Here is a 25838-nt window from a genome sequence, read left to right as displayed (position 1 = left end):
GCCAAGATTTTATTCCACGCTTCCTCCAGCCCTTACCTCACGATAAGTACCTTGCGCTTCCTTAGTGGTTGGTCGATGTGTACCCCCACAGTGGACTTTCACCACCTAGATAGTTGCCATGCCTGGCACACAAGAAAAAAGGCATCCCATAAAGAGGGATACCTGAATGGTATGTATTAATGAATATTCCGAGGTGGAAAATGTGTAGGTTTCGTATCGTTCATGCTGTTTTGAGCGAACTTCCCTTTTAACGTTTCAATAATGTAAAGGCCCATTAGATTGGTTAGTTCTTGATCATCCATCTCTTGAAGCAATTCGAAAATTTCCTTCCTGTCCAGTTGTTCCAGAACCGCAAAAGTAAGCATATCAATGTCTTCTTCATCACCGGTCAACTTATTACGGTACATATTGTATAATTCTTCAATTAACTTCAAAACTTTCACCTCACATTTTTTAGAAATCCGTTATCTCTTTATATGTAGGTTATCAAAAAAACCTCTGGGTGCATATAAAAATTTGTAGGGATGCTTGCCTATATTATATGTTTTACCCTATGAAAGATACTTTAATCTATTATTTAACATCTTTGGTTTTCTGTAAACAAAATTTTCCATTGTATGAAGTGGAGAGTTACGTGAAAAAATAAGCGTAGGATTTATGGAAAGGGTGGATGAATGTGTCTGAAAATAGGAAAACGTATTACATTTGGATTCCGAATGGGCAAATTTCACAAGATAGGGAAGGTTCTCCGTGGAATTTTGAAATCGAAGCAACCGACAACGAAATCCTGCAGTTGCGTGAGTTATTTGATTACAATTATTCAGTAGGGGAAGAAAACTTTTATCGCGCCCACGTCCCGTATCTTCAATATCATTTTGACCGGGAAAATGATAAACAGGATATCACGCTTCAAAAGATATACGAAATGATTCATAAACTTGGAACTGAAGAAGGAAAGCGGCATATAGAGAGTATGGGAATTTTACAGGCAAAACGAACAGATGATGGCCTCGAATATTGAGAGGCCATCGTTTTTTTCAATGTGAAGAGAATTCTCGCTGGATAGCGGGATTTTTATTCCATATAATGAATGGTGACACCAATAAAATGAAATAGTTTTTCTTAAATAGAGAGAGGGGAAATATGAAACAGTTTTGTGATATGAACGGATATAAGGTGGAATTCTCCGTGGATCCTGTTTTTGGGGAGGCGTGGCATGTTTTCGTTCTCTGTAGAATTCAAGAAAAGTGGGTATTGACGAAACACCGTAAGCGGGGATTGGAATTTCCAGGCGGAAAGAGGGAGACTGGGGAATCAATTGAAGCAGCGGCCAAGCGGGAAGTGTATGAAGAAACCGGAGGAGTGGTGGAACACCTACAATTTTTGGGACAATATAAAGTACATAATCCAGTGAAGCCATTTGTAAAATCGATTTACTTTGCTAAGTTGAGTGAGATAGAGTGGAAAGAAGATTATCTGGAAACGGATGGACCGATTCTATTGGATGTGTTGCCGGATGTGCTAGGTGAGGAGTTTAGTTTTATCATGAAAGATGAAATCGTGCCGTTGAGTTTAGCAAGGTTGGATGGTTTGTACGAGTAAATTGCATAGATTCACGAGTAAATCCATCTAATTCACGAGTAAATCCATCTAATTCACGAGTAAAACCCGAAAACTCACGAGTAAATCGATCTAATTCACGAGTAAAGCCCGAAGATTCACGAGTAAAACCCCGTAAATATGAAAACTGCCGACGAGTATCGGCAGTTAGATTAATCCTTGATCAATTTTCGCTCGAGTAGTTCGACAAGTTGGTACATGATTGTCGCAAAGAAGGCAATAATCATCAAGGAGAGCATAACGAGGGTAAAATTGAAGACTTGAAATCCATAAATAATTAAGTAGCCGAGTCCTTTTGCTGAGACGAGAAATTCACCGACGATGACGCCGACCCAGGAGAGGCCAACATTTACCTTCAATGTCGAGATAATAGTCGGGAAGGAGGCCGGTAATATGGCTTCCCGGAAGGACTGAGCCCTTGTGGCACCGAAAGTTTGCAGTACCTTTAGGTAGTTGGGATCGACTTCGCGAAATGCTGTGTAGACGACGATAGTGGTGATGATAATGGAAATGATCGCTCCCATAGAGATGATTGACGGAAAACCTGGTCCGAATGCTACGATGATAATAGGTCCGAGGGCGACTTTTGGCATTGCATTTAAAATGACGAGATACGGGTCGAGCGTTTTCGACAACCTCGGCGACCACCAGAGCAAGGAAGCAAGTATCGTTCCAAGCAGTGTCCCGATGATGAAGCCGAGCACGGTTTCGAATAGGGTCACGCCTGAATGGGAAAGAAGTGTTCCGTCACCTAATTTCTTTATAAATAGATGCCACACTTTAGAGGGCGAACTGAAGATGAGCGGGTCAATCCACCTCATCCGAGAAAAAAGTTCCCAACTGCTGAAAAAGACAATGAAAATCAGGATCTGATAAAAGCGAATTAGCCTGTTTTCCTTTTTCAAAGAGGTTTTATACTGGCTATGAAGTTGTTCAATATTCAAGGCTCTCAAGCTCCTTCCAGATCGTTTGGAATAATGCCGAATAGTGTGGGTGATTACGGGCATGAAAAGGTGTCAGTTCGCGTAGTTCATCAGGTACTTCAAAAGTTTTGTAAATTCTGCCTGGCTTCGCGGAAAATAGATAAATCCGGTCGCTCATTGCAATGGCTTCACCAATATCATGGGTGACAAGCACTGCCGTCTTTCCAAAAGATTTCAGAATTTCAAAAACAAGGTCTTCAAGCTTCAACTTCGTTTGGTAATCTAGGGCAGAAAACGGTTCATCAAGCAAGAGGATTTTTGGGTCCACTGCGAGTGTTCGTGCCAGAGCAGCTCGTTGCCTCATCCCCCCGGAAAGTTCACGCGGATATAATTTTCCGGTGCCTCCCAATCCAACATCACTCAACAGTTTCAACGTCTTTATTTTCTCCAGGCCTTCATTCTTCTTAATCAGCTTTAATCCTAATAAAACATTTTCTTCAATCGTTTTCCATGGGAATAGATAATCCTGTTGCAGCATATAGCCGATTGAAAAGTCACTGTCGGCCTTCAGCGGGTTGTTTTCGAGCAGGATCTTTCCCGAAGTGGGCGGGAATAGTCCAGCGATGATGGAAAGCAGGGTCGTCTTTCCGCAACCGCTCGGACCAAGAAAAGAGACAAATTCACCTTTTTCAATGTCGAGGGAAATGTCCGCGAGTGCGGTCGCTGCCGTCTGATTTGAAAAATAAGTATGGTGAATGTCTTGGATTTTTAAAAAGCTCATCGGACATCCTCCTTACCTCTAGCTACTTTGACACTTTTTCAGCAAAATCGGTGTTTACCAGTTCATCATGGCTAATTCTTGAAGGGAGCTCATCGGCTTCATCCATGATGTCTTGCAGATTGTTCCACTCTTCTTCATCAAGAATGGGATCGGTGGCAAAGGAGCCTTGTTCTTTGTAGCGGGTGATGACTGTTTCCATCGTGTCTAGATCGGTATCTTCAAAATAGGGCTGAATGACTTTAGCAATTTCTGATGCATCACTTTCCTGAACCCAGTCCTGTGCTTTTTTCAAAGCCCGCGTGAATTTCTCAACCGTCTCTTTGTCTTCCTTTAAATAGCTTTGTTTAGCCATATAAACCGTATAAGGAAGATGACCAGACTCGGTGCCGAAAGAAGCGACGATATAGCCTTTTCCTTCTTTTTCAAACACACTGGCAGTTGGTTCGAATAGCTGAACAAAATCACCTGTACCGGAAGCGAATGCAGTTGAGATATTCGCGAAATCAATATTCTGGATGAGATTCAAATCCTTTTTCGGGTCAATGTTATGTTTTTTCAACACAAACTCGCCTGCCATCTGCGGCATCCCGCCTTTACGCTGGCCAAGGAAAGTGGAGTCTTTCAGCATATCCCAATTGAAATTGTCAATTTTTTCACGTGAAACAAGAAACGTTCCATCGGTTTGCGTTAATTGAGCGAAGTTGATGACCGGGTCGTCTGATCCCTGCGCCACATAAATCGATGTTTCAGAGCCCACGAGAGCAATGTCCGCTCCATCCGTAAGGAGAGCGGTCATCGTCTTGTCACCGCCTGCTGTCGTTTTTAAATCAATAGTTAAGCCCTCATCTTTAAAAAATCCCTTTTCAATCGCGACATATTGTGGTGTATAGAAAAGGGAGCGGGTCACTTCGGCAACCCTGACCTTCGTTGTTTCTTTTTCCTTGCTGCCGCATGCTCCGAGCGGAATCAGAAGCAAACACATGAGTAAAAACATGACACCTGCTTTACACCATTTTTTCAAAATTGTTTCCTCCTCATAAATAGGTATTTTGCCTACCTTATCGTATGAACGGGTGAAAAAATATGTGAATGCCTATCAGGGGATAAAAACTGTTGGATGTTTTACAATAAAGGAAAGAGAAAGGGGCGTGGAAATTGGAGAACGGATCGATTATTTCAAAACAGCGGTTTCCATCACCGCATCCAGAAATCCATCTTTATTTAATTACATACATATCACAGGGCTTGAAGGTTAAGGGATTGCTAGCTGAACCGGTGGATGGTGAGATGCACGATGCCTTCTTATATTTACGAGGTGGAATTAAAAATGTAGGCAAGGTGAGGCCTGCAAGAATTATCCAGTATGCTGCAGAAGGATTCATCGTATTTGCCCCTTTTTACCGGGGGAATCAAGGTGGCGAGGGAGATGAGGATTTTGCCGGCGAAGATCGGTTTGATGCGATATCCGGGTTCAATCTGCTTGAGCAACATCCCCGAGTGAATAAGGAACATATTCATATTCTCGGATTTTCCCGTGGCGGCATCATGGCGCTTTGGACTGGAATCTATTGTAAGAATGCGGCGTCAATTGTAACGTGGGGCGGTGTGTCAGATATGTTTTTAACCTATGTAGAACGGGTCGATATGCGCCGCATGATGAAGCGAGTCATCGGCGGCACGCCTAAAAAATACCCAGACCAATATGAATACCGGACTCCGTTGTTTGCGATTGAAGAATTGAATGTTCCTGTTCTGATTATTCATGGTGAACTGGATGACAATGTCTCGGTTGAACATGCGTACCGGCTGGAAAAACGGTTGAAAACCCATGATAAAGAGGTAGAAAGCTGGTATTTTCCTCAATTCACACATTACTTCCCGCCAGCCGTCAACAGAAAAGTAGTCGAAGATTTAACAACTTGGATGAAAAATAAAACGGAATAATGTTAGAATGAAGTATACATTGGCCAGAGGAGGAGATATACATGGGCATGCCTATGGAACTCAACACCATGATCGTTACAAAAGGAAACGAAATTCGAGAACAAGAAAATATTTTCAGCCTAACAAAAGCAGGCTATCGGTTATATCCAATCGACATTCCAATTGACGTCCGTAAAACTATTCAATCTGACTCAAGCGGAACAGCAGTTATTCAAAAAGTTGAATGGACCAACGAAAAAACCACCATTACGTACCAATTGTTATCATTAAACTCAACCAACTGAATAAATGAAGTGCTTGCCGAGAAATAGTTTCTCTGCAAGCGCTTTTTTTTGGTTTGGTTGGTGGAATTTGACCTTTTTTGCGGAAATTTCGTCCTACACGCTAATAATTCGACCTACGCACTGATAAATCGACCTACACGCTAATAATTCGTCCTACGCGAAGATAATTCGTCCTACACGCGAATAATTCGTCCTACGCGAAGATAAATCGACCCTCGTAGCTAATAATTCGACCATAACAATTTTCAGCAGATTTTAATCGTTCAAATCATATTATTTAAGAAGAATGATAAAATATTGTTAAGCTAATATGATGAGGTGATTTTAATGATTTTAGTAAGTTCTTGTCTAGCAGGTTTAGAGGTAAGATACAACGGTACACATAGCTTAGATGATAGAATTATGAGATTGTTAGAAGAAAAAAAGGCAATCACTGTATGTCCTGAGTTGCTTGGGGGCTTTTCAACTCCCAGAGAACCTGCTGAGATAATTGGCGGTGATGGTGAAGATGTCCTTAATGGGAATGCAAAAATAATCGAAAAGTCTGGTAGGGATGTAACGGATTTGTACATAAAGGGGGCACATTTAACATTAAAAAAGGCTCAAGAAGTAGGTGCCACACTTGTAGTTTTAAAAGAAGACAGTCCATCCTGTGGCAGTTCGACGATTTATAATGGTGAATTTAAGGGGAAGAAAAAGGTTGGGAATGGAGTTACGGCTGCGTTGCTAAAACGACACGGTTTTACGGTAACTTCAGAGGGAAAACTGTTTGAATTTCTAAATGAAAAAGAGTAATCGGTAATATTCATTTTCATTAAAATTCCAGAAATACAGATACAGAAAGTGGGAGTATAATAGAGTTATTGTTTTTGAAGGGAGGAGAATATATGGAGGAAATTAATCTCTATACTTTGTTGTTTTTAATACTTGCTGGTTTTATTGCTGCGTTCATTGACTCTGTTGTAGGCGGAGGAGGGTTAATTTCCATTCCTGCTTTATTATTTACAGGGATATCACCTTCAGCAGCCCTTGCTACTAATAAATTGGCAAGCTCGATGGGTTCTTTAACGAGTACAATCTCATTTATTCGAGCTGGAAAAGTGAATTTCAAATTTGTCATGAAGCTTTTTCCGATTACTGTGATTGGTGCGATTCTAGGGGCATATGTGGTTCATTTTGTTTCCGCTGAAATCCTAAAGCCGCTCATATTAATCTTATTAGTTATCGTCGCAATTTATACGATTGTAAAAAGGGATTGGGGTAAAGACGCAAAATATAAAGGGCTAAAACGGAAGAAAATGATTATGTTGATCATCGCAATATTTGCTATTGGTTTTTACGATGGTTTTCTTGGTCCTGGTACAGGCTCTTTTTTATTGTTTTCATTTTTGATTATTGGATTTGATTTTGTTAAGGCTGCTGGAAATGCAAAAGTACTTAATTTTGGTAGCAATATTGCCGCACTTATTATTTTCTTATCAATGGGGTCAGTCAATTTTGTCTATGGAATTCCGATGGGCCTCGCAATGGTTGTCGGAGCATTAGTAGGATCGAACTTTGCGATAAAAAAAGGTGCTGCCTATGTACGTATATTATTTATTTGTGTCACCATTTTACTGATCGGCAAAAATGTCTTGAATTATCTTCACGTGATTTAATAAGAGGCGTTCAAAAGAGTAATATATATTATTTTGATATGTTCATTTTTACTTTTTCCCCAAAAATAAAGACTTTAAATAATAATACATGGCCGGAAATACTATTGGTATTTTTCGGCCATTTTTTTGATTCATTTTGTGTAATTCAAGTCCCAATGAACGCCAAAGCAATCCTTGACCTTAGCAAATCGTGCACCCCAAAAGGTATCTTGAAGTTCCATTAAGGTTGTTCCTTTTTCACGCAATGTCTCGTATAAATGCTGGATCTCTGATTCGCTTTCTCACTCCAGCACGAGAGAAATATTGGTCCCGACTTCAAGGGGATTTCCAGGAAACGTATCAGATACCATCAGATACCATGACCAATAACTCACCTTTTTTAATCTTAGTATGCAAGATCCTATCATTTGCTTCTTCAGGTGTTGGGAAATCAGCGTCCCCGAATGATTGTATATCAATAACCTCTGCTTGAAATACTTCCTCATAAAATGCTAATGCATCTCTAGCTTGTCCATCAAATGTTAAGTATGGGGTAATCTGATGTTTCATTTTGAACCCTCCTTTTTATTTTTGACTATCATTTCTACAGGCAGACATTATAATCCTTTTAATACTAGGGAATAATGTAGCACCATTAACCTTCCTTTATAGAAGGGTTTCAATCGGACCAATCTTTATTTCAATAGGAGGTAAACCTTAAATTTACAAAATGAAAAAACTTGCCTGACGAACGTTCGTTAGGTTATGATAGGATTATCAGAAATACAAAAAATAATATTCAGCAATGAAAGGTGAACATTATGAAAAGCGATGAAATAAAAAAAGCAGCACTCAAATATTTTACGATTCATGGTTATGAGGGTACTTCACTTTCTCAAATTGCCGAAGATGTTGGGATAAAAAAACAATCAATATATTCTCATTTTAAAGGGAAAGACGATCTGTTTTTATCTGTACTTAAAGACGCCAAGGAAATGGAACTGTCGTCTTATGTTGAGTATTTCAATATCATGAAAAAAAGTGATCCGGAAAAGATGCTATACGGATTTTTGGAAGAAATGATAAAGATGTTCCAGGAGGTTGAGAGTTTAAAGTTCTGGCTTCGTATGGGATTCTTTCCACCAACACATCTATACAATGAAATTCAGAAAGAGACTGATGATCTTCAGGTTCAACAGGAAGCCTTAATGGAAAAGATATTCGGAACATGGATATCCGCTGGGGTTTTAAACTCAGGAGATGCGCGAACCCTGACACTGGCGTATTCAGGCGTCATCGTGGCCATTATGGTCGAACTTGTTTATGCCGATAATCCAGACCGAGTTGCGGAAAAACTTGCGGCGTCATGGACTATTTTTTGGAGAGGAATTTCAAAGTAAGGTCAATAGCAGGAGATGGTATAAATGTCATTAAGAGAAAAACAACAACAAAATCTATTGGAGATAGAATCGACAGGAAAGGTCTTTCTGCGCTATCTGATTCCTTCTATGATCGGAATGGTATTGATGGCATTGAACTTTGTTGTCGATGGCGTGATGGTCGGCAATAAGCTTGGATCGGTTGCCCTTGCAGGAGTTAATATTGCAGGGCCCATTTATACAATCTTTGTAGCGATGTCGATTTGGATCGGGGTAGGCGGCGCAACGCTTTATTCACAAAGCATGGGGGCAAAGGATTATAATCGGGCACGCTTTATTTTCACCCATTCCATCATTCTAATCACAATATTCACCGTAATCATTGGTCTGATTGCCTACGCTTTTCACCATCAGCTTGTTTATGCACTAGGGGCCAATGAAGCAACCGCTCCCTTTGCAACGGATTACATGAACGTATTCTTAATGCTTGGTTTTGTTTTCACCCTAGAAAACACCTTAAGCATATTCGTCAGGAACAACGGTAATCCGAATCTGGCCATGGCATCTCTTATCGTCACAGCCATTTCCAATTTCGTTTTAAACTTCATTATCCTGTATGTACTAGATTTAGGGGTGCGCGAGATTGCATACGGAACAATCATTGCAGCTGCCTTGGGCATACTGGTTCTCAGCACGCACTTTTTCACGAAGAAGAACACGCTTCGCCTCGTCAATTTTCGTTTTGAAAAGTCACTTTTCATTATGACAATGATGATTGGCTTTCCTAGTTTCTTAGCTGAGATAGGTGTATCAGTCTTTACTATTGCTCATAATAATGCGTTCTCGCGCCTTGCTGGTACCGACGGATTAGCTGCATTTTCTATTGTCAATTATGCACATAGTGTTATGCTGTTGATGTTTCTTGGCATCGGGTCGGCAATACAGCCACTAGTAAGTTATTATCATGGTGCAAAAGATGATAAGCGGAAGCGCGAAACGGTTCGCATTGCCATTTTCACAGCAATTGGTGCAGGAATATCTATTACCCTGGTGGGACAAGTGGCGGCACCTTATATTGTAGATTTATTCGGAGACTTTTCTCAAGATGTAAAAGAGCTTGCTACAATTGGAATTAGAATCTTCTTTAGCGGATATATCCTAATGGGAGTCAACTTCGTTATGATGACCTATTTCCAATCAATTGGGCAAGTAAAGATGGCCGCTTGGATTACGCTTGGACGCGAATTTATTTTCATGCTTTTATTCCTGCTAACATTGCCGCTTATATTTGGAATAAATGCTGCATGGCTGGCCATTCCATTATCTGAGGTAGTCATATTCTTAACCGTCTTACTTTATTTAAAAAGCGTAGGTTCAAACTTTGGAAAAAATGTCCGGTTAATTAAGGGATAAGAGATGAAAATTAGAAATTCCTAAAGATCACCAATTTGGTGGTCTTTTTTGCTTTGTTTTAAATCGTACAGTGAAGTAATCAAAAGATGCAATTGGGTACTAGGTCGCTAATTGGCAAGCCGAAAAGGATGTTTCATGCTGTGCATGTTTTTTACGAAGCCTCAAATGGACGATGCTGATCAACACTTCCCGCTTTATTATCATATCTTCTTTTTTACTTTACCCCAAACTGCTTAGTTTTTTGATATAAGTTAATTTTATTGTGTTTTCGTGAACTGACTAGAAAAAAGGCACTATGCAACCGATATTATTTATAGAGTTTGAAAATTAAAAATTATTGATTAATTGGAGGGTATTTAACGTGAAATTATCTGTATCAAAAAAATTATGGGCAGGTTTTTTGTCTATACTTATATTTCTTATGACTATAGGTTTCTTTTATCTCTGGATCATCACCGATTTGAATAAACAATATACTTTTTTATTGGATGATCGAGTGAAAAAGATCAATCTGGTAGATGAAATGATTAACAAACAGCAAGCTGTTTCAAATGATGTTCGTGGTTATATTATCTATAAGGATTCTACATATTTGGAAAATAGAGTAGTTAAAAACGAAATGTTTGAGGAGGCTTACGAAAATCTTGGAAAAACATTTACATCACAAGACGATATCGAATTGTTGGAAGAGATACATAACGCAAAACTTGAATATATGGAATTGGCTGAAGAGATAATTATCAGCATGCAGCAAGGCGATAGTGCGAAGGATCTAGATATAACTGAGAAAACGGATAAAGCAAGTGTCTTGGAAAAAACAATCTTGGAAAAAGCTGAAAAACTAAGTGACAATCAAAATGCTTATTTACAAGAGACTCGGGAAGATTTGAACGATAAAGTAAAGGATATGGAAAGAATTATTGTATTGCTAATAATCTTTGGATTCATCCTTAGTATTATTTTACCAATCGTCCTGAGTCGCAGTATTTCTCGCCCGGTTCGCAAACTTACAGAAGCAATTGGTCAAGTTGCAGGCGGTAATTTACAGATAGAAGAAATTCGGATTCGAAACAAAGACGAAATTGGTGAAATGGCCGGTGCTTTTAATAAAATGGTTGCGGAACTTAAAGCGATTGTCTTAAATATGAGGGATTCTTCGTCACAACTTGCTGTTCAAGCAGAACAAATGTCGGCAAGCTCTGAAGAAAGCCTAGCTTCTTCGGAGATGGTCGCAACAACTGCTGAAGAAAATATGAGAGGGACAGCTCGGCAGGTCACTATTGTAGAGAACTCAGTAAACTCTATGAATGAAATGGCTGCAGCTATCGAGCAGATCACCGAAAGTAATGTCGAAATGCTTGCCTCCGCAGAATCTGTGAATTCACTTGTTCAACAAGGATCTAACATTATAGATGATGTAACTACCCAAATGAATAATATAAACACTACGATTCACGAGTCAGCGAGCATAATGGAAGTAATGTCGAAGCATTCAAGTGAAATTCAAAGAGTTACGACATTAATTACGGACATTTCTGAGCAAACAAACTTACTGGCATTAAATGCTGCAATTGAAGCGGCCCGTGCCGGAGAAAATGGAAAGGGTTTTGCAGTAGTGGCTGATGAAGTCAGAAAACTTGCTGAACAATCAAAAATATCAGCCTCAGAAATTGAAAAAATGGTCAAATTGATCGAAGAGGCTACCGAAAAAGGCGTCGAATCAATTAATATTGGAAGTAAGAAAGCAGAAGATGGACTTTCTGCTTCAGCAAACTCACTCCAGGTGTTCAATCATATTAAATCCGCAGTTGGAGGAGTGAGTGAGCAAATTGAATCCGTATCCTCTGCTATAGAAGAAATTCAAGCGATGACCAAGGATGTAGCCGCTGGTGCGAATGCAATAAAAGAAATAGCGGTTACTTCAGCAGAAAGGGCAAATGATACAAGTGCTGCAACTGAAGAACAGCATGCAGCGACTGAACAGATTTCTGAAGGCGCTCAATCACTAGCAACCCTGGCCGAGAGTCTTAAAATGGAAGTGAATCATTTTAAAATCTAATATATAAGAAGAATTAGAAAAAGCCTAGCAACCTCTTAAAGAGTGTTAGGCTTCTTCTTTTGATTTATCGTTCTTTCTAACGTTAATAAATGATAAAAATTAGGATGAGAGGGTTGGCCGATTTATCATCTTATTGTTATCAGCACTCAATTTCTCTAAAAGTATTTCGACTATTCGCTTCGAGGCAAATCCATCTCCATATGGGTTAGAAGCTGTCGCCATTTTTTTATAGGTTTCTTCATTTGTAAGTAAGTCTGTGGCTAATTGATAAATTCGTTCTTCCTCAATTCCTGCCAATAAAAGGGTACCAGCCTCAATTCCTTCTGGCCGTTCTGTCGTATCGCGTAACACAAGGACAGGAACGCCAAGTGAAGGAGCTTCTTCTTGCACCCCTCCGGAATCTGTCAGTATTAGATGGGCGTGCGCCGCAAAATTATGAAAATCAAGCACCTCAAGCGGCTCTATTAAGTGAAGTCTTTCCGTTTCACCAAAAATCCGATAAGCAATTTCGCGGACTACTGGGTTTTTATGAAGTGGGAAGACGACTTGGATATCCATGTGATCTTCAAGCAGCCGTTTGACGGAACGGAATATTTCTTCCATTGGTTTTCCGATATTTTCTCGTCTGTGCGCTGTCATCAATAGCATACGATCTCCATTTAAACCGGATAGAATTGGATGCTCATAGTCTTTTTGAACCGTTGTTTTCAAAGCATCGATGGCTGTATTGCCGGTAATATGGATCGAATCACTCTTTTTATTTTCCAAAATGAGATTTTCTGCTGCTTGATTTGTCGGGGCAAAATGCAAATCAGCTAAGACGCCTGTCAGCTGTCTATTCATTTCTTCAGGATACGGAGAATACTTATTACCAGTCCGAAGACCAGCCTCAACATGACCAATTTGAATTTTATTATAAAAAGCGGCTAGGCTGGCGATGAAAGTCGTCGTTGTATCTCCATGAACGAGCACGATATCTGGTTGTAGTTCTTTCATAAGAGCGCTCAGTTCCCCAATCCCGCGAGTTGTGATCTCTTCTAATGTTTGTCTTTCTTTCATCATATTTAAATCGTAGTCTGGTCTTATTTGGAAACATTGCAGGACTTGATCAAGCATATCCCGATGCTGGGCGGTGACCACTACAATGCTTTCAATCGATTCTTGATGCTTTTTCAACTCCAATACGACAGGTGCCATTTTAATGGCCTCTGGTCTTGTCCCAAACACAGTCATGACCCTTAAACGATTTTTAGGCATTATGATTTCCTCGCTTTCTTTATTTCCTCCCTATTATAACGAGTTGTTCTTAAGAAATATTTATTTGACGCAACAATTAACAGAATATTTACAAAGTTAATAAGGACTTTATATTTCTTTAACCCCCACTTAATATCGTCCATTTACAATAAAAAGCAGGACGATGAACATTTTAAGAATAGAGGTGATAGGCTCATATGAAAAGTGTCCTGATGATTGTACAAAACTTTTATCCTGAAATTGGGAGTGCAGGAAACAGGATGAAAAATGTATATCTCAATTTGAAGCGAAGCGGCTATGAGGTAACAGTCATCACTTTGAAGCCGAGTTATCCTCACCAAAGTTTATATCAAGATGCCCATTTTTGGGATGAAGTCGATATTGAGGAGAAAGATATCATCAGGATTCAACCAGATAAAGTGAAGAGGTATACAAGCAATATGGGGAGACGCTTGCTTCATTATTTGGAAGCAATGTGGCTTTTCATTTATACAATCATTCGACTGGAAAAAAAATATGACTATGTGTTTGTCACGACACCACCTATTTTCCCGATATTTGCGGCATTGATTGCCAAGAAAAAGATGAAGGCAAAGCTAATAACCGATGTAAGAGACTTATGGCCCGAATCACTGCAGGGAGTAGGCGTATTCACGAATAAGTGGATCTTGAAAATGGCTTTTTTCCTTGAAAGAAAAATATATCAACACTCTAATCAAATTATCATCAATAGTCCTGGATTTAGGGATTATATCATTTCAAAAGGAGTCAAGAATGATGATATCCAATTCATTCCAAACTCGCTTACTGCAGACGAGCTGAACTTGAAAAAAAGGCTTCCACCCATTTCGGAAAATAGGATTAAAGTCGTTTATACGGGTAATATCGGACTTGCCCAAGATATTAAAAAGTTAATAGAAGTGGCTGAAAAACTGAAAGAACATAAACAAATTGAGTTTACGATTATTGGATATGGATATCGAATGTCCGAAGTGCAAGACGAGATTTCCTCTAAAGGCTTGACCAATATAAGGGTCATCAAAGCGATGAATAGGAGGGTGACTCTTAATGAAGTATCCTCTTCCCATATTGCGTATGTAAGCTTAGTTGAGAAGGATGTCTTTAACAAGGTGCTGCCTGGAAAAATCATTGACTATATGTGCGTAGGGAAACCGATTGTCGGTGATGTCGCCGGGCGTGCCAGACAAATGATTTCAGAAGCGCAATGCGGGATGGTGGCAGATAGTAGAAAGGTTGATGAAATCAGTCAACATATTCTAACAATGGCCTCTGAGAAAGCTCTTCGCGAAGAGCTTGGAGAAAATGGCCATCGATATGCGGAACAAAATTTTCTATGGTCAAAAAATATTCAAGGGCTCATTAACGTGATGGAAGCATCTAGCTGACGGCATATCTGGAAAAGTGGAGGTAAAAATGGCGAAGACGGTATGTATGTTTGTGTGGAATCATTTTACCAACGATGCACGGGTTCTAAGGGAATGCACTGCTCTTACCGAAGCAGGTTATGAAGTCGACTTAATTGCAATTCATAACTGGAAAAATGAAGAATTACCAAAAAAAGAGAAACATAAAAATGGATTTAATGTCATTCGAGTGAATAATCGCTGGGAAAGACTTAATAGAGTACTTAATATCGTAAAAAAAACAAAAAATAAGATGTTTGAATTGACCGTTCTCACTTTATTGGTTTGGAATACCTTGTTGAACATGAACCTGATAACGGGCTGGATCAGTACTGTCGTATTAGTCGGTGTTATGGCGCTTCTTGCAATAATCGCCACAATTGTGACGAAAACAAAGCTACCGATTCTTTTGACAAGAAGCTATATTTTTTTTCAAATGGTTCATTACGGCCGGAAAAAGAGGTATGACTTTTACCATTCGAATGATTTGAATACGTTAATGCAGGGAGCGATCAGCAGTAAATTTCTAAGACGTAAAAAGCTCATATATGATTCTCATGAAGTTCAAACAAGCAGAACCGGTTATAATAGCCGGATTTACGGGATACAAGAGAAGTTTCTATTAAAATTTGTCGACGAAATGATCGCCGAAAATCATACTCGTGCTAAATATAATGAAGACTTATACGGTCTGTATCCGAATGTGGTCCATAACTACCCAATCCCTACATTGCCTGAGGAAAGTACAGTCGTGGATTTACACGAGTTGCTCATGCTGCCAGAGGACGAGCCGATATTGTTATATCAAGGTGGCATTCAAACAGGCAGAGGGCTAGAGAAAGTGGTTGAGGCTGTGCCAATGATGGAAGCAGGAACGCTAGTTTTTATAGGAGATGGAAAGATCAAGCCTGAATTAATAAAAAAGGTAGAGTCAATGGGTCTCGAACATCGGGTGAAATTTATCCCGAAGGTACCGGTTGACGATTTGCTTCATTATACCAAAAACGCATATTTAGGTTTTCAGGTATTGAATAATGTCTGCTTTAATCATTATTCTGCTTCTTCCAATAAGTTATTTGAATATATGATGAGCGGAGTACCCGTCATCGCCTGTAGCTTTCCAGAAATTCAAAAGGTAGTCGAGACTGAGAAAATTGGTGTGTGTGTCGACTCCCATGATCCCCGTTCTATTGCGGACGGAGTCAATTATTTATTAAAGCATCCAGAAAAAAGAGCGGAAATGAGCAGCAACTGTCTGAATGCCCGCCTTAAATACAATTGGAAACAAGAGAAAGAAATCTTCATCCAAATCTATCAATCAGCTTAACAATAACTAGAATACTAGAAGAAAATATGATGAGGAGTGGTTATTATGAAATTATGTACAATGGGACTAGGTTATATAGGACTTCCAACATCTTTAATGTTCGCAAAACACGGTGTAGATGTTGTTGGCGTGGATATCCATCCTGATGTTATTACTAAATTGAATAATGGAAAGCTCCATATTGAAGAACCTGGACTAGAAGAAGTGTTAAATGAAGCGCTTGATGCTAAAAGATTTCGTGCTACCTTGAATCCGGAGTCTGCGGATGTTTTCATCATTGCGGTCCCAACTCCAAACAATGAAGATCAACACCAATCCTGTGATCTAACCTATGTTATGCAAGCAACTTCAAGGATTCTTCCTTTTGTTCAGAAGGGAAATGTCATCATTATCGAATCGACGATTGCACCAAGGAGCATGGATGATCATATCAAGCCATTGATTGAGATGACAGGGCTAACGATCGGGCAAGACATCTTTCTCGTACATTGTCCGGAACGTGTCTTGCCAGGGAGAATACTAGAAGAATTGGTGCATAATAACCGAATCGTTGGCGGCATCACAGAAGCCTGCTCCCACAAAGGAAGTCTTGTCTATGAAACTTTCGTTAAAGGGGAAATCATTCGTACGGATGCGAAAACGGCTGAAATGTCCAAGCTGATGGAAAATACCTTCCGTGATGTGAATATTGCTCTTGCGAATGAGTTGGCTAAAGTTTGCTTCGAATTGGATATCAATGTATTGGATGTCATATCAATGGCAAATAAGCATCCACGTGTAAATATTCATCAACCAGGACCAGGGGTAGGTGGACATTGTCTCGCGGTCGATCCTTATTTCATTGTCGCTAAAGCTCCTGAGACAGCTAGAATCATCAAATTAGCCCGCGACACGAACGTTTCGATGCCGTATTATATCGTCAATTGTGTCAGGATGTTACTTGAGGGGATCCGTAAACCAAAGGTAGCGGTTTTTGGACTTGCCTACAAAGGAAATGTAGATGATATCCGTGAAAGCCCAGCCATTGATGTTGTAAATATCCTAATGAGCATGGATCAGGTGGAAGTATCCTTGCATGACCCACATGTCCAATCTGGGAAAATGCCAGTCGTTTCTGTCGAAGACGCTGTAAAAGATGCCGACCTGATTCTTGTCTTAACCGATCATAATGAATTTAAAGAAATGGATTATGATAAACTATCGAACAAGATGGCTCATAAAATGATTTTGGATACTCGGAATTGCATTGATGCTAATAAACATAACATCCAAATTGCCAACTTAGGCAATGTATTCGAATATAAAACAGAACATTTGAAAGAAGTAAGGAAAAAAATGATTATCTAATAAACAACTGATTCTGCAAGGCCGGATATGATAGGGATATAAAGGGTGTTGACTCAGTCAGCACCCTTTATAGTTGTGCAACATGTTAAAAAAATCATTTGAAATAATAATAGGGATCGGATAATTATTATATGTTCTGTAAATATGAATTCCTATGGGACATGGGAAGAGCAGAATTGGTTGGCCTGGCCCCACCTACTCGCTATTTATAGGTGGCGGACCAAGAGGGAGTGGAATCATACGTATGAAAAAAGTATGATGAACTTTCTAGTTTATTATATTGGCAAACAGGATGTAGAGGATTTGGCTCAGGAGACCTTTGTCTGGGCTTTTGTGAAACAAAGGGGAAGACACCAGCTGGAACATAGGAGACAGCCTCTTGGCTGTTTTTAATTCAAAAATACTGGCGCTTCAGGTGGCTTTTACAGGAGTGAGATCGTGATGGTCGATTTATCGTTTAGATTAGTCAGTTTATAAAGAAAGGACCAAGCAAGTTTCGCTTGGTCCTTTTGTTTTCTATTTATTAAGATTAAGCAGTCGGTCCGCCAAGTTCTTCAATTTCACTTGGAACGTTTCCGAATTTTTTAAAGTTTGCACGGAATTGAGCAGCAAGAGCTGTTGCTGTTTGTTTATATGCAGCAGGATCTGCCCAAGTCTTGATTGGTTGAAGCACTTCGTCAGGAACACCAGGAACATGAAGTGGAATATCCAAACCGAAGATATCGTCTTTGATTGTCTCGATGTTTGCTAATTCGCCTTCAAGTGCTGCTTGTACCATCGCACGAGTGTAAGCAAGTTTCATACGGCTACCAGTTCCGTATGCACCGCCAGTCCATCCAGTGTTGACAAGGTATACTTTTGCACTATGCTCGTCAATTTTATCTCCAAGCATTTCAGCATAGCGTGTAGCAGGAAGAGGCAAGAATGGTGAACCGAAGCATGTTGAGAATGTAGCTTCTGGTGAAGTTACTCCTCTTTCAGTACCAGCCAATTTACTTGTGTACCCACTTAGGAAATGGAACATTGCTTGTTCTTTAGAAAGTTTGCTGATTGGAGGCAGTACGCCTGAAGCATCAGCAGTTAAGAAAATGATTGTATTTGGGTGTCCTGCGATACTTGGGTTCACGATGTTATCAATCGCTTGCATTTGGTATGCAGCACGAGTGTTTTCTGTTAATGAACTATCATCGTAGTTTGCTTCACGTGTTTCCGGGTCAACAACTACGTTTTCCAATACGGCACCGAAACGGATGGCATCGAAAATTTGCGGTTCTTTTTCACGTGAAAGGTTAATGGTTTTTGCATAGCAGCCGCCTTCGATGTTGAATACACCGTTAGAAGACCAGCCGTGCTCGTCATCACCAATCAGTTTGCGATTAGTGTCTGCAGATAAAGTTGTTTTACCAGTACCAGACAGTCCGAAGAATAAAGCGACATCTCCTTCACGTCCTACGTTAGCAGAGCAATGCATTGGAAGGATTCCAGCTTCTGGAAGTAGGTAGTTCATGATTGAGAAGATCGATTTTTTCATTTCACCTGCATATTCCGTTCCACCGATTAAGATAGTACGGCGTTCAAATGACACGATGATGAATGTTTCGGATTGAGTTCCGTCCACTTCTGGATCTGCTTTGAAATTAGGTGCAGAAAGAATCGTGAATTCTGATTCGTGACCTCTTAGTTCTTCTTCATTTGGACGGATGAACAAAGTGTGAGCGAAAAGATTATGCCAAGCATATTCATTTACAACTTGGATGGGAAGGCGTGAGGTTTCGTCTGCGCCAGCGAAACCTTTGAAAACAAAGATCTCTTCTTTTGCTTTTAGGTAGTCAACTACTTTATTATATAGTTTATTGAATACTTCTTCAGAGATTGGTTGGTTTACGGAACCCCAATCTACTTTGTCTTTCACAGAAGCTTCGTCTACGATATATTTATCTTTAGGTGAACGGCCAGTATATTTGCCTGTTTCAGCTTTTACTGCGCCAGTTGATGTCAAAACGCCTTCGTTTCTGCTTAATACTTTTTCAACCAATTGGGGAACTGAAAGTTGAGTTTGCACATTATTTCCTGACAATAATTGGTGTAACTCATTAGAAACATCTACAGAATTCATATATGAGGTACCTTCCTTTGTTTTAAGTTTTTATATTACAATTAGTATAACACATTCACTTAAATAGTCTATACTATTTATTTTTTTTTGTGATTATTTTTTATATGGTTTCCTTAATCATTTTTTAAAATGCGTTATGAACCGAGTTCGGGTTCCTGCATATACTTGAATGAGGAATCTGAACTGGGTGGTGTAATTAGGAAGAAAGCCCATTATCAAGATTAGAATTTTGATCGAATGGGTCTCGTTTCAGGAATATAAAAAAGGTTTGATTCTTTTATTTAATAGGAAGAAATTAAGAAAAGAACAACTTACTATTACATCAAAAGGCAAAATCCTAAAAAGTTATTACGCGGTTCGAATTCCGCTTTTTCAAATTCTTTTATCTATGGTAATTTTCTACATTTTCGTTGTTTTTCTACATCGAAAATCCAATAATGACAGAGCATTAGCACATTTTTTTTCGTGAAAGCTGTGATGGGGAAAAATGTTCTTTTTCGAAAAGCATTGACAGATTCCGACCAAATACGATAATATCTTAAATTGTACGGATTCTCTTATCCCGAGTTGGTGGAGGGACAGGCCCTTTGAAACCCAGCAACCTGCCATATTGAACTTGACTCCAAGATCAATCGCCGAAAATAAAGCGATAGTTCTTCAAGGAATAGTGGTGATGGTGCTAACCTGAGCAAGGTAAAAAACCCTTGAACGATAAGAGTGAAAGGATAGATGACAGAATTTTAAACCTTTCCTCATTTGCCAGGGAAGGTTTTTGTGTTTTTTAGTAATTCTGTGTCTATAGTTGAAGCTAATAAGGGAAAACGAGTTCCGTAAAAAATCAGGCTTTTGCCTACAACATACTAACTTCCAAGGAGGAAATATGATGTCAAAGAAACGTCTATTTACTTCTGAATCTGTTACAGAGGGCCATCCGGACAAGATTTGTGATCAGATTTCAGATTCCATTTTAGATGCTATCCTTGCTAAGGATGCAAATGCACGTGTTGCGTGTGAAACAAGTGTAACAACAGGTCTTGTACTTGTTGCTGGTGAAATTACAACGTCCGCTTATGTGGATATTCCACGTATCGTTCGTGATACGATTGCAGGAATTGGTTACACACGTGCGAAATACGGTTTCGATGCTGAAACTTGTGCCGTATTGAGTTCTATTGATGAGCAATCTGCTGATATCGCAGCTGGCGTAGACAAAGCGTTGGAAGCTCGTGAAGGAACTATGTCAGATGAAGAAATCGATGCAATCGGTGCAGGGGACCAAGGGCTTATGTTCGGTTTTGCCTGCAATGAAACAGAAGAGCTTATGCCACTTCCGATTTCATTAGCTCATAAACTTTCATTCCGCTTGTCTCAAGTTCGTAAAGATGAAACGCTTGCTTACTTACGTCCTGATGGTAAAACACAGGTAACGGTGGAGTATGATGAAAATAATCAACCTGTAAGAGTTGACACAATTGTTATTTCAACACAACATGATCCAGAAGTAACTCTTGAGCAAATTCAAGCTGACTTAAAAGAACATGTAATTAAAGCAGTTGTACCAGCTGAATTAATCGATGCTGGGACTAAGTACTTCATTAACCCAACTGGCCGTTTTGTAATTGGCGGACCTCAAGGGGATGCTGGTCTTACTGGACGTAAAATCATCGTTGATACGTACGGCGGCTACGCTCGTCACGGTGGCGGTGCATTCTCCGGTAAAGATGCAACAAAAGTTGACCGTTCTGCGGCATACGCTGCTCGTTACGTTGCGAAAAACATCGTAGCTGCTGGCCTTGCTGACAAAGCGGAAGTACAATTGGCATACGCAATTGGTGTGGCAGAGCCTGTATCAATCTCGATTGATACATTCGGAACAGGAACAGTAAGCGAAGAAGTACTAGTTGATCTAGTACGCGCTAACTTTGACCTGCGTCCAGCTGGTATCATCAAAATGCTTGATCTTCGTCGCCCAATCTACAAACAAACAGCTGCTTACGGACACTTTGGCCGTACAGATGTTGATCTTCCTTGGGAACGCACAGATAAAGCTGAAATTTTAAAAGCACAAGCGTAATCAAATAAAAGTAAAAGGTGCCTCGCAACTAGCGAGGCACCTTTTTCAATTGTGAAATGGAATAAATTTGTCGACTGAGGGAATAATTCAAGAAATCCTATTTAAACCAGCCATTTAGTTTTTTACTCGTGAATTATGTAGATTTACTCGTGAGTTTTAGTTTTTTACTCGTGAATTATGCAAGTTTACTCGTGAGTTTACATGAATTATTTAATGCGTTCTGCATGTTTATAGTATTGTCCTTTTTCAGCATATTCTCGGACGATACGTTCCATATCCTTGCGATCTTCATCGTTAATTTCGCGTACGACTTTAGCTGGACGGCCGAATGCCAATGTGTTTGGTGGTATGATTTTACCTTGGGGGACAAGACTTCCAGCACCGATAAAAGCTCCTTCCCCGATTTCTGCTGCATCAAGTACAATCGACCCCATGCCGATTAGAGCTCCTTTACGAACTTTACAGCTATGTAAAATAACCTGATGGCCTATGGTTACTTCGTCTTCGATAATTAATGGATTATTTGGACTTTGGTGAAGAACGCTGTTATCTTGTACACTTACTTTATTACCGATTATAGTAGGGGCAACGTCGCCACGTATAACGGTATTAAACCAGATTGACGTTTCGTCGCCGATTTTCACATCACCTGTCACGACTGCATTTTCAGCAATATAAGCGCTTTCAGAGATTTCAGGTTCTTTACCTTTAAATGGATAAATAATCATTTTTAATCATTTCCTTTCCGAAGTAGATGTTTTTATGTATTATTTTAATATACCGTATGTAAATAGACTTGGCTATTTATAATAAAAATGTAGAACTTGTTAGACTTCCTTTTTGTCGAAAATCATGAATATGGTTATAATTTATATATATTATTTTTCAGCTATCATTGATCGTATACAACAAGAGAAAAGTGAAAGGGGGATTTCGAATGTGGAAATGGGAGACAGAAGGAGACGCAAAAGGCGTCATTGTCATCATTCATGGGGCAATGGAGCATCACGGCCGATATAAGTGGGTAACGCAAATGTGGCTTTCAGCCGGATATCATGTTGTCATGGGCGACCTTCCTGGGCAGGGGATGACAACTCGTGCCTACCGGGGACATATCGATTCCTTTGACGAATATTTAGACGAAGTAAAAAGCTGGATAGAAGATGCCTTCGAATATTCGCTGCCAGTCTTTTTGCTTGGACACAGCATGGGTGGTTTGATTTCAATACGCTTACTTCAGGAAGAAGAGTGGGACATTGCAGGGGTGATTTTATCTTCACCATGTCTGGGCCTCGTGACGAAGCCCCGCAGGTTCTTAACAGCCATTTCGCATGGATTGAACCTCGTGATGCCTAAGTTCAGAGTCGATTCCGGATTAACACCTGAAATGGCTACGAGAAGTTCTGAAGTCCGTGAATCAGATAAAAATGATACATTATACATTACAAAGGTTTCGATTCGCTGGTATCGTGAGCTTGCACAGGCTATGAAGGATGCCTTTGAAGAGATTCCTGAATTTCAGGATGTGCCTCTTTTGTTGATGCAAGGCGGAGATGACCGAATCGTGAATAAAAAGGCGGTTCGAGAGTGGTTTAATTATAACTTGGCTAGTGAAAAACAATACAAAGAATGGCCAAAACTTTATCACGAAATCTTCAACGAACCAGAGCGGGATGACGTATTCCAATACGCATTGAGTTTTGTTGAAAATCGTTTAAAAATATTAGGGTATGTTGTTTGAAGGTACATACTGCTGGATAAATATAAAAAGCTGCTGAAGCGATTATCAGCAGCTTTTTTGTTTTATCCAGCGTTTGTAAGTAATTCGTTCGACTTAATGACGGGTGCCCAATAAGTAACCGGATACATAAATTGGTTCAAGTGTGTAAGTTCTTTTTTATTGGATAAGGCAGCAGACAAAAGGTAAATTGATTTGAAGCTTAAGTCATTCGCGAATAGGTCTAAGAGGGTCGCCTTCATATTCATGATCTCTTCATGTCCTTGAGTGGAAATCACTAAATCGAGTTGAGGCAGGAATTTATCAAAATGATTTTCAACCTGTTTCAGGTCTTCTACCGTTGTTTGTTTCTCTGTTAATGAGTTAAGGGAGCTGACAAATTCTCCATATTCTTCACTTGTGTCTCGTTTGATTTTTTCAGTCAATATATCTGTCAGTATTGCAGTCGACAAATGTTCCATTTTTCTGCACCCACTTATCTGTTTTTAATCATTATAATAGTTATAGACTAAAAATTCAAAAAGTTCTGTTTGGTAATATTTTTAGATGATTTGTTTGCATTAAGAATAGTTATCCCTTTAACAAGGGGATGAATATATCTCAACCTATCTAAGGGGAAAGGTGTTAAATGTAAATGTAGCCTAGAGCGAATTTAGTAATGACTGCTTTTTTTGTTCATTCTTATCAGGAAGTTTGCTTTAACAAAGAGGAAAAAAATCATATTTTTTAGGTAATAGTCACTGGCCTGTCCTGAAACATGTGTACTATTGCTTTACTCATAGCACATGGGAATGATTTTCGATGAATATGAAAAACACCGTTTTAATGAACGGTGTTAATTGTGGTTATCTCTTTTCAATTGCCACTATGAATGGCGGATTATTGGCTTGATTAATGAAGTCATATTTCAGGACATGGGCTTTTTGCTGAGGGAGATCCTGAACATAGTGTAATAATGCGTCCCGTTCCGTAGCACCTTCTGGATGACCGTGATAGATGACGAGGATGATGATACCTTCGGGAGCCATCATTTCGAACAGCTGTTCAATTGCAGATATCGTTGTATTAGCTTGGGTGACGATTGATTTGTCTCCACCAGGAAGGTAGCCCAGGTTAAAAATAGCTCCAGTAATATTCCCAAAATGTTCTTTGCTGATGTATTTGTTCATCTGCTCGTGTCCGTCATGAACGAGAGTGCAGCGTTCATGCATACTTTCAGCCTTCAGTTTGGCTGCTGTGATTTGAATGGCATCTTCTTGAATGTCAAAACTATAGACATGTCCTTTTTCACCAGTTAGTCCTGCAAGAAAGACAGTGTCAAAGCCGTTGCCCATAGTGCCGTCAACGGTAATGTCCCCGGGTTGAACTGCTTTTTCAAGCAGAAGTTTTGCGAATGGCAAAATGCGATCCAGCTTCATCGTGATGGTACCTCCATATGATAATTTTTCCCCTGCCAGCTGTTGCGGCGTTTCAATTCGGCATCAATGGCATTCAATACATCCCATTTATTGACGCTCCACATCGGTCCAATCATCAAATCAATCGGACCGTCTCCAGTTATGCGGTGAACGATCATTTCAGGAGGGATTATTTCCAACTGATCACAAACAAGATTGACATAATCGTCACGGTCAAGAAATTCAAGCAGGCCCTTTTCATATTGCTTGACCATGGGCGTCCCTTTTAATAGATGAAGTAAGTGAATCTTAATGCCCTGCACATCTAGTTTCGCGACTTCACGAGCTGTTTCCATCATCATTTCGTAGTCCTCTTGAGGAAGGCCATTAATGATGTGGGAGCAAACTCGAATGCCATGTTTGCGCAGTTTATCAACGCCTTCTTTGTAGCAATCAAAATCATGAGCACGGTTGATCATCATGGCGGTTTTTTCATGAACGGTCTGCAGGCCAAGCTCCACCCAGAGGTAAGTACGTTCGTTCAGTTCCGCTAAATATTCGACTACATCATCTGGCAGACAGTCCGGCCGTGTCGCGATGGAGAGGCCGATGACACCCTCTTGAGTCAGTACGCTTTCGTATTTTTCACGAAGCTCTGCCACGGGTGCATGCGTATTCGTGAACGCTTGGAAATAGGCCATATACTTTCCGTCTTTCCATTTATGATGCATTCGCTCACTGACTTTCTTAAACTGGACGTCGAGCGGTTCAACGCGGTTACCTGCAAAGTCTCCCGATCCAGAGACACTGCAGAAGCTACAGCCTCCATGTGCGACGGTGCCATCACGGTTCGGACAGTCAAAACCGCCGTCTAGAGCAACCTTAAAAACTTTATGTCCAAAGTGATTGCGTAAGTGATAATTCCAAGTATGATATCGTTTGTTATCCGATGCATATATAAACGGGTTTGCTTGATTCAAGTCAGCAACCTCCTAAGAATAATAAAGCGCAACATATATTATACAACATTCTGGCAGCTAGGTCTTTTTTCTAAAAATAAGCGTATAATGAATACTTGAAGGTTAAACATTGGCTACTAATGCCAGTATATCTAGTGA

The 25838-nt window shown here is 39.8% G+C and carries 26 protein-coding genes and 1 riboswitch; of the genes, 14 read left to right on the top strand and 12 right to left on the bottom strand.

Annotation, left to right across the window (positions count from 1 at the left end; translation table 11 throughout):
* Positions 1-176: 176 nt before the first annotated feature.
* Positions 177-443, bottom strand: coding sequence for a DUF6154 family protein (locus tag AKG34_RS21065; protein WP_376103862.1), 267 nt, complete (start codon positions 441-443; stop codon positions 177-179).
* A 227-nt stretch (positions 444-670) separates the two neighbouring features.
* Between AKG34_RS21065 and AKG34_RS21060 the strand changes: the two genes are divergently transcribed.
* Together AKG34_RS21060 and ytkD are read left to right on the top strand one after the other, a co-directional pair.
* Positions 671-1021, top strand: coding sequence for a hypothetical protein (locus tag AKG34_RS21060; RefSeq protein ID WP_053347913.1), 351 nt, complete (start codon positions 671-673; stop codon positions 1019-1021).
* A gap of 122 nt (positions 1022-1143) precedes the next feature.
* Positions 1144-1602, top strand: coding sequence for an RNA deprotection pyrophosphohydrolase (ytkD, locus tag AKG34_RS21055; RefSeq protein ID WP_053347912.1), 459 nt, complete (start codon positions 1144-1146; stop codon positions 1600-1602).
* A 170-nt stretch (positions 1603-1772) separates the two neighbouring features.
* Here ytkD and AKG34_RS21050 read toward each other — a convergent pair whose 3' ends face one another.
* From AKG34_RS21050 to AKG34_RS21040, 3 genes are read right to left on the bottom strand one after another with little or no spacing between them, the layout of a single operon-like run.
* Positions 1773-2564 (bottom strand): ABC transporter permease, encoded by a 792-nt coding sequence (locus AKG34_RS21050; RefSeq protein WP_236694984.1) that lies wholly within the window; start codon positions 2562-2564, stop codon positions 1773-1775.
* Complete coding sequence (locus tag AKG34_RS21045) at positions 2554-3324, bottom strand: ABC transporter ATP-binding protein (protein WP_053347910.1); 771 nt, start codon at positions 3322-3324, stop codon at positions 2554-2556. The genes AKG34_RS21050 and AKG34_RS21045 overlap by 11 nt, the downstream gene beginning before the upstream one ends.
* Positions 3325-3346: 22 nt before the next feature.
* Positions 3347-4318 (bottom strand): ABC transporter substrate-binding protein, encoded by a 972-nt coding sequence (locus AKG34_RS21040; protein ID WP_152952387.1) that lies wholly within the window; start codon positions 4316-4318, stop codon positions 3347-3349.
* 161 nt (positions 4319-4479) lie between these two features.
* Here AKG34_RS21040 and AKG34_RS21035 point away from each other — a divergent pair, with 161 nt between their 5' ends.
* The 4 genes from AKG34_RS21035 to AKG34_RS21020 all read left to right on the top strand — a co-directional run bounded on the left by AKG34_RS21035 (position 4480) and on the right by AKG34_RS21020 (position 7210).
* Positions 4480-5268 carry an alpha/beta hydrolase family protein gene (locus AKG34_RS21035; RefSeq protein WP_053347908.1) on the top strand — a complete coding sequence of 263 codons (789 nt, stop codon included), beginning with the start codon at positions 4480-4482 and terminating at the stop codon, positions 5266-5268.
* A 41-nt stretch (positions 5269-5309) separates the two neighbouring features.
* Positions 5310-5552, top strand: coding sequence for a DUF2584 domain-containing protein (locus AKG34_RS21030; protein WP_053347907.1), 243 nt, complete (start codon positions 5310-5312; stop codon positions 5550-5552).
* 327 nt (positions 5553-5879) lie between these two features.
* Positions 5880-6347, top strand: a complete 468-nt coding sequence (locus tag AKG34_RS21025; protein ID WP_053347906.1) for a 2-thiouracil desulfurase family protein — start codon at positions 5880-5882, stop codon at positions 6345-6347.
* Between the two features lie 92 nt (positions 6348-6439).
* On the top strand, positions 6440-7210 hold the full coding sequence (locus AKG34_RS21020) for a TSUP family transporter (protein ID WP_053347905.1): 771 nt from the start codon (positions 6440-6442) through the stop codon (positions 7208-7210).
* A gap of 131 nt (positions 7211-7341) precedes the next feature.
* On the opposite strand, the gene AKG34_RS29490 is transcribed toward AKG34_RS21020, so the two are convergent.
* Both AKG34_RS29490 and AKG34_RS29485 read right to left on the bottom strand, forming a co-directional pair.
* Entirely contained in the window at positions 7342-7431 is a 90-nt protein-coding gene (locus AKG34_RS29490; protein ID WP_330219169.1) for a VOC family protein, read from the bottom strand.
* A gap of 118 nt (positions 7432-7549) precedes the next feature.
* A complete protein-coding gene (locus tag AKG34_RS29485; RefSeq protein ID WP_330219168.1) occupies positions 7550-7759 on the bottom strand; it encodes a VOC family protein in 210 nt (69 codons plus the stop codon).
* Positions 7760-8010: 251 nt separating this feature from the next.
* On the opposite strand from AKG34_RS29485, the gene AKG34_RS21010 reads away from it, so the two are divergent.
* The 3 genes from AKG34_RS21010 (at position 8011) to AKG34_RS21000 (ending at position 12040) form a co-directional block, all read left to right on the top strand.
* On the top strand, positions 8011-8589 hold the full coding sequence (locus tag AKG34_RS21010) for a TetR/AcrR family transcriptional regulator (RefSeq protein ID WP_053347904.1): 579 nt from the start codon (positions 8011-8013) through the stop codon (positions 8587-8589).
* 24 nt (positions 8590-8613) lie between these two features.
* Complete coding sequence (locus AKG34_RS21005; protein WP_053347903.1) at positions 8614-9981, top strand: MATE family efflux transporter; 1368 nt, start codon at positions 8614-8616, stop codon at positions 9979-9981.
* 361 nt (positions 9982-10342) lie between these two features.
* Positions 10343-12040, top strand: coding sequence for a methyl-accepting chemotaxis protein (locus AKG34_RS21000; protein ID WP_053347902.1), 1698 nt, complete (start codon positions 10343-10345; stop codon positions 12038-12040).
* Between the two features lie 99 nt (positions 12041-12139).
* Here AKG34_RS21000 and wecB read toward each other — a convergent pair whose 3' ends face one another.
* Complete coding sequence (gene wecB / locus AKG34_RS20995; RefSeq protein ID WP_053347901.1) at positions 12140-13297, bottom strand: non-hydrolyzing UDP-N-acetylglucosamine 2-epimerase; 1158 nt, start codon at positions 13295-13297, stop codon at positions 12140-12142.
* A 197-nt stretch (positions 13298-13494) separates the two neighbouring features.
* Between wecB and AKG34_RS20990 the strand changes: the two genes are divergently transcribed.
* Genes AKG34_RS20990 through AKG34_RS20980 form a run of 3 tightly spaced genes read left to right on the top strand, consistent with a single transcriptional unit; the run spans position 13495 to position 17395 of the window.
* Positions 13495-14703, top strand: a complete 1209-nt coding sequence (locus AKG34_RS20990; protein WP_053347900.1) for a glycosyltransferase family 4 protein — start codon at positions 13495-13497, stop codon at positions 14701-14703.
* Positions 14704-14731: 28 nt separating this feature from the next.
* Positions 14732-16048, top strand: coding sequence for a glycosyltransferase (locus AKG34_RS20985; protein ID WP_053347899.1), 1317 nt, complete (start codon positions 14732-14734; stop codon positions 16046-16048).
* 45 nt (positions 16049-16093) lie between these two features.
* Positions 16094-17395 carry a nucleotide sugar dehydrogenase gene (locus AKG34_RS20980; protein ID WP_053347898.1) on the top strand — a complete coding sequence of 434 codons (1302 nt, stop codon included), beginning with the start codon at positions 16094-16096 and terminating at the stop codon, positions 17393-17395.
* A 529-nt stretch (positions 17396-17924) separates the two neighbouring features.
* Here AKG34_RS20980 and pckA read toward each other — a convergent pair.
* Positions 17925-19511: a phosphoenolpyruvate carboxykinase (ATP) gene (gene pckA, locus AKG34_RS20970; protein WP_053347896.1), complete on the bottom strand. Its 1587-nt coding sequence runs from the start codon at positions 19509-19511 to the stop codon at positions 17925-17927.
* Between the two features lie 554 nt (positions 19512-20065).
* Positions 20066-20229, top strand: a riboswitch (SAM riboswitch).
* Positions 20230-20391: 162 nt separating this feature from the next.
* Here pckA and metK point away from each other — a divergent pair.
* Positions 20392-21585 (top strand): methionine adenosyltransferase, encoded by a 1194-nt coding sequence (metK, locus tag AKG34_RS20960; protein WP_053347894.1) that lies wholly within the window; start codon positions 20392-20394, stop codon positions 21583-21585.
* Between the two features lie 206 nt (positions 21586-21791).
* Here metK and AKG34_RS20955 read toward each other — a convergent pair whose 3' ends face one another.
* Positions 21792-22310: a gamma carbonic anhydrase gene (locus tag AKG34_RS20955; protein ID WP_053348187.1), complete on the bottom strand. Its 519-nt coding sequence runs from the start codon at positions 22308-22310 to the stop codon at positions 21792-21794.
* Between the two features lie 212 nt (positions 22311-22522).
* Here AKG34_RS20955 and AKG34_RS20950 point away from each other — a divergent pair, with 212 nt between their 5' ends.
* Complete coding sequence (locus AKG34_RS20950) at positions 22523-23326, top strand: alpha/beta hydrolase (RefSeq protein WP_053347893.1); 804 nt, start codon at positions 22523-22525, stop codon at positions 23324-23326.
* Between the two features lie 62 nt (positions 23327-23388).
* Here the strand turns inward: AKG34_RS20950 and AKG34_RS20945 are convergent, their stop codons facing one another.
* The 3 genes from AKG34_RS20945 to AKG34_RS20935 form a co-directional block, all read right to left on the bottom strand.
* Positions 23389-23784 (bottom strand): hypothetical protein, encoded by a 396-nt coding sequence (locus tag AKG34_RS20945; protein ID WP_053347892.1) that lies wholly within the window; start codon positions 23782-23784, stop codon positions 23389-23391.
* A 384-nt stretch (positions 23785-24168) separates the two neighbouring features.
* The gene (locus tag AKG34_RS20940) at positions 24169-24741 is read right to left on the bottom strand and encodes a tRNA 5-(aminomethyl)-2-thiouridylate-methyltransferase MnmM (protein WP_053347891.1); all 573 of its coding nucleotides are present in this window, start codon (positions 24739-24741) and stop codon (positions 24169-24171) included.
* Positions 24738-25700, bottom strand: a complete 963-nt coding sequence (locus AKG34_RS20935) for a tRNA modification radical SAM protein MnmL/YtqA (RefSeq protein WP_053347890.1) — start codon at positions 25698-25700, stop codon at positions 24738-24740. The genes AKG34_RS20940 and AKG34_RS20935 overlap by 4 nt, the downstream gene beginning before the upstream one ends.
* Between the last annotated feature and the right edge of the window lie 138 nt (positions 25701-25838).

The sequence above is a fragment of the Peribacillus butanolivorans genome, from assembly GCF_001273755.1.
Lineage (GTDB): Bacteria > Bacillota > Bacilli > Bacillales > DSM-1321 > Peribacillus > Peribacillus butanolivorans.
The sequence above is the reverse complement of the archived record's forward strand: the minus strand, read 5'-3'. Positions and strand labels throughout refer to the sequence as shown.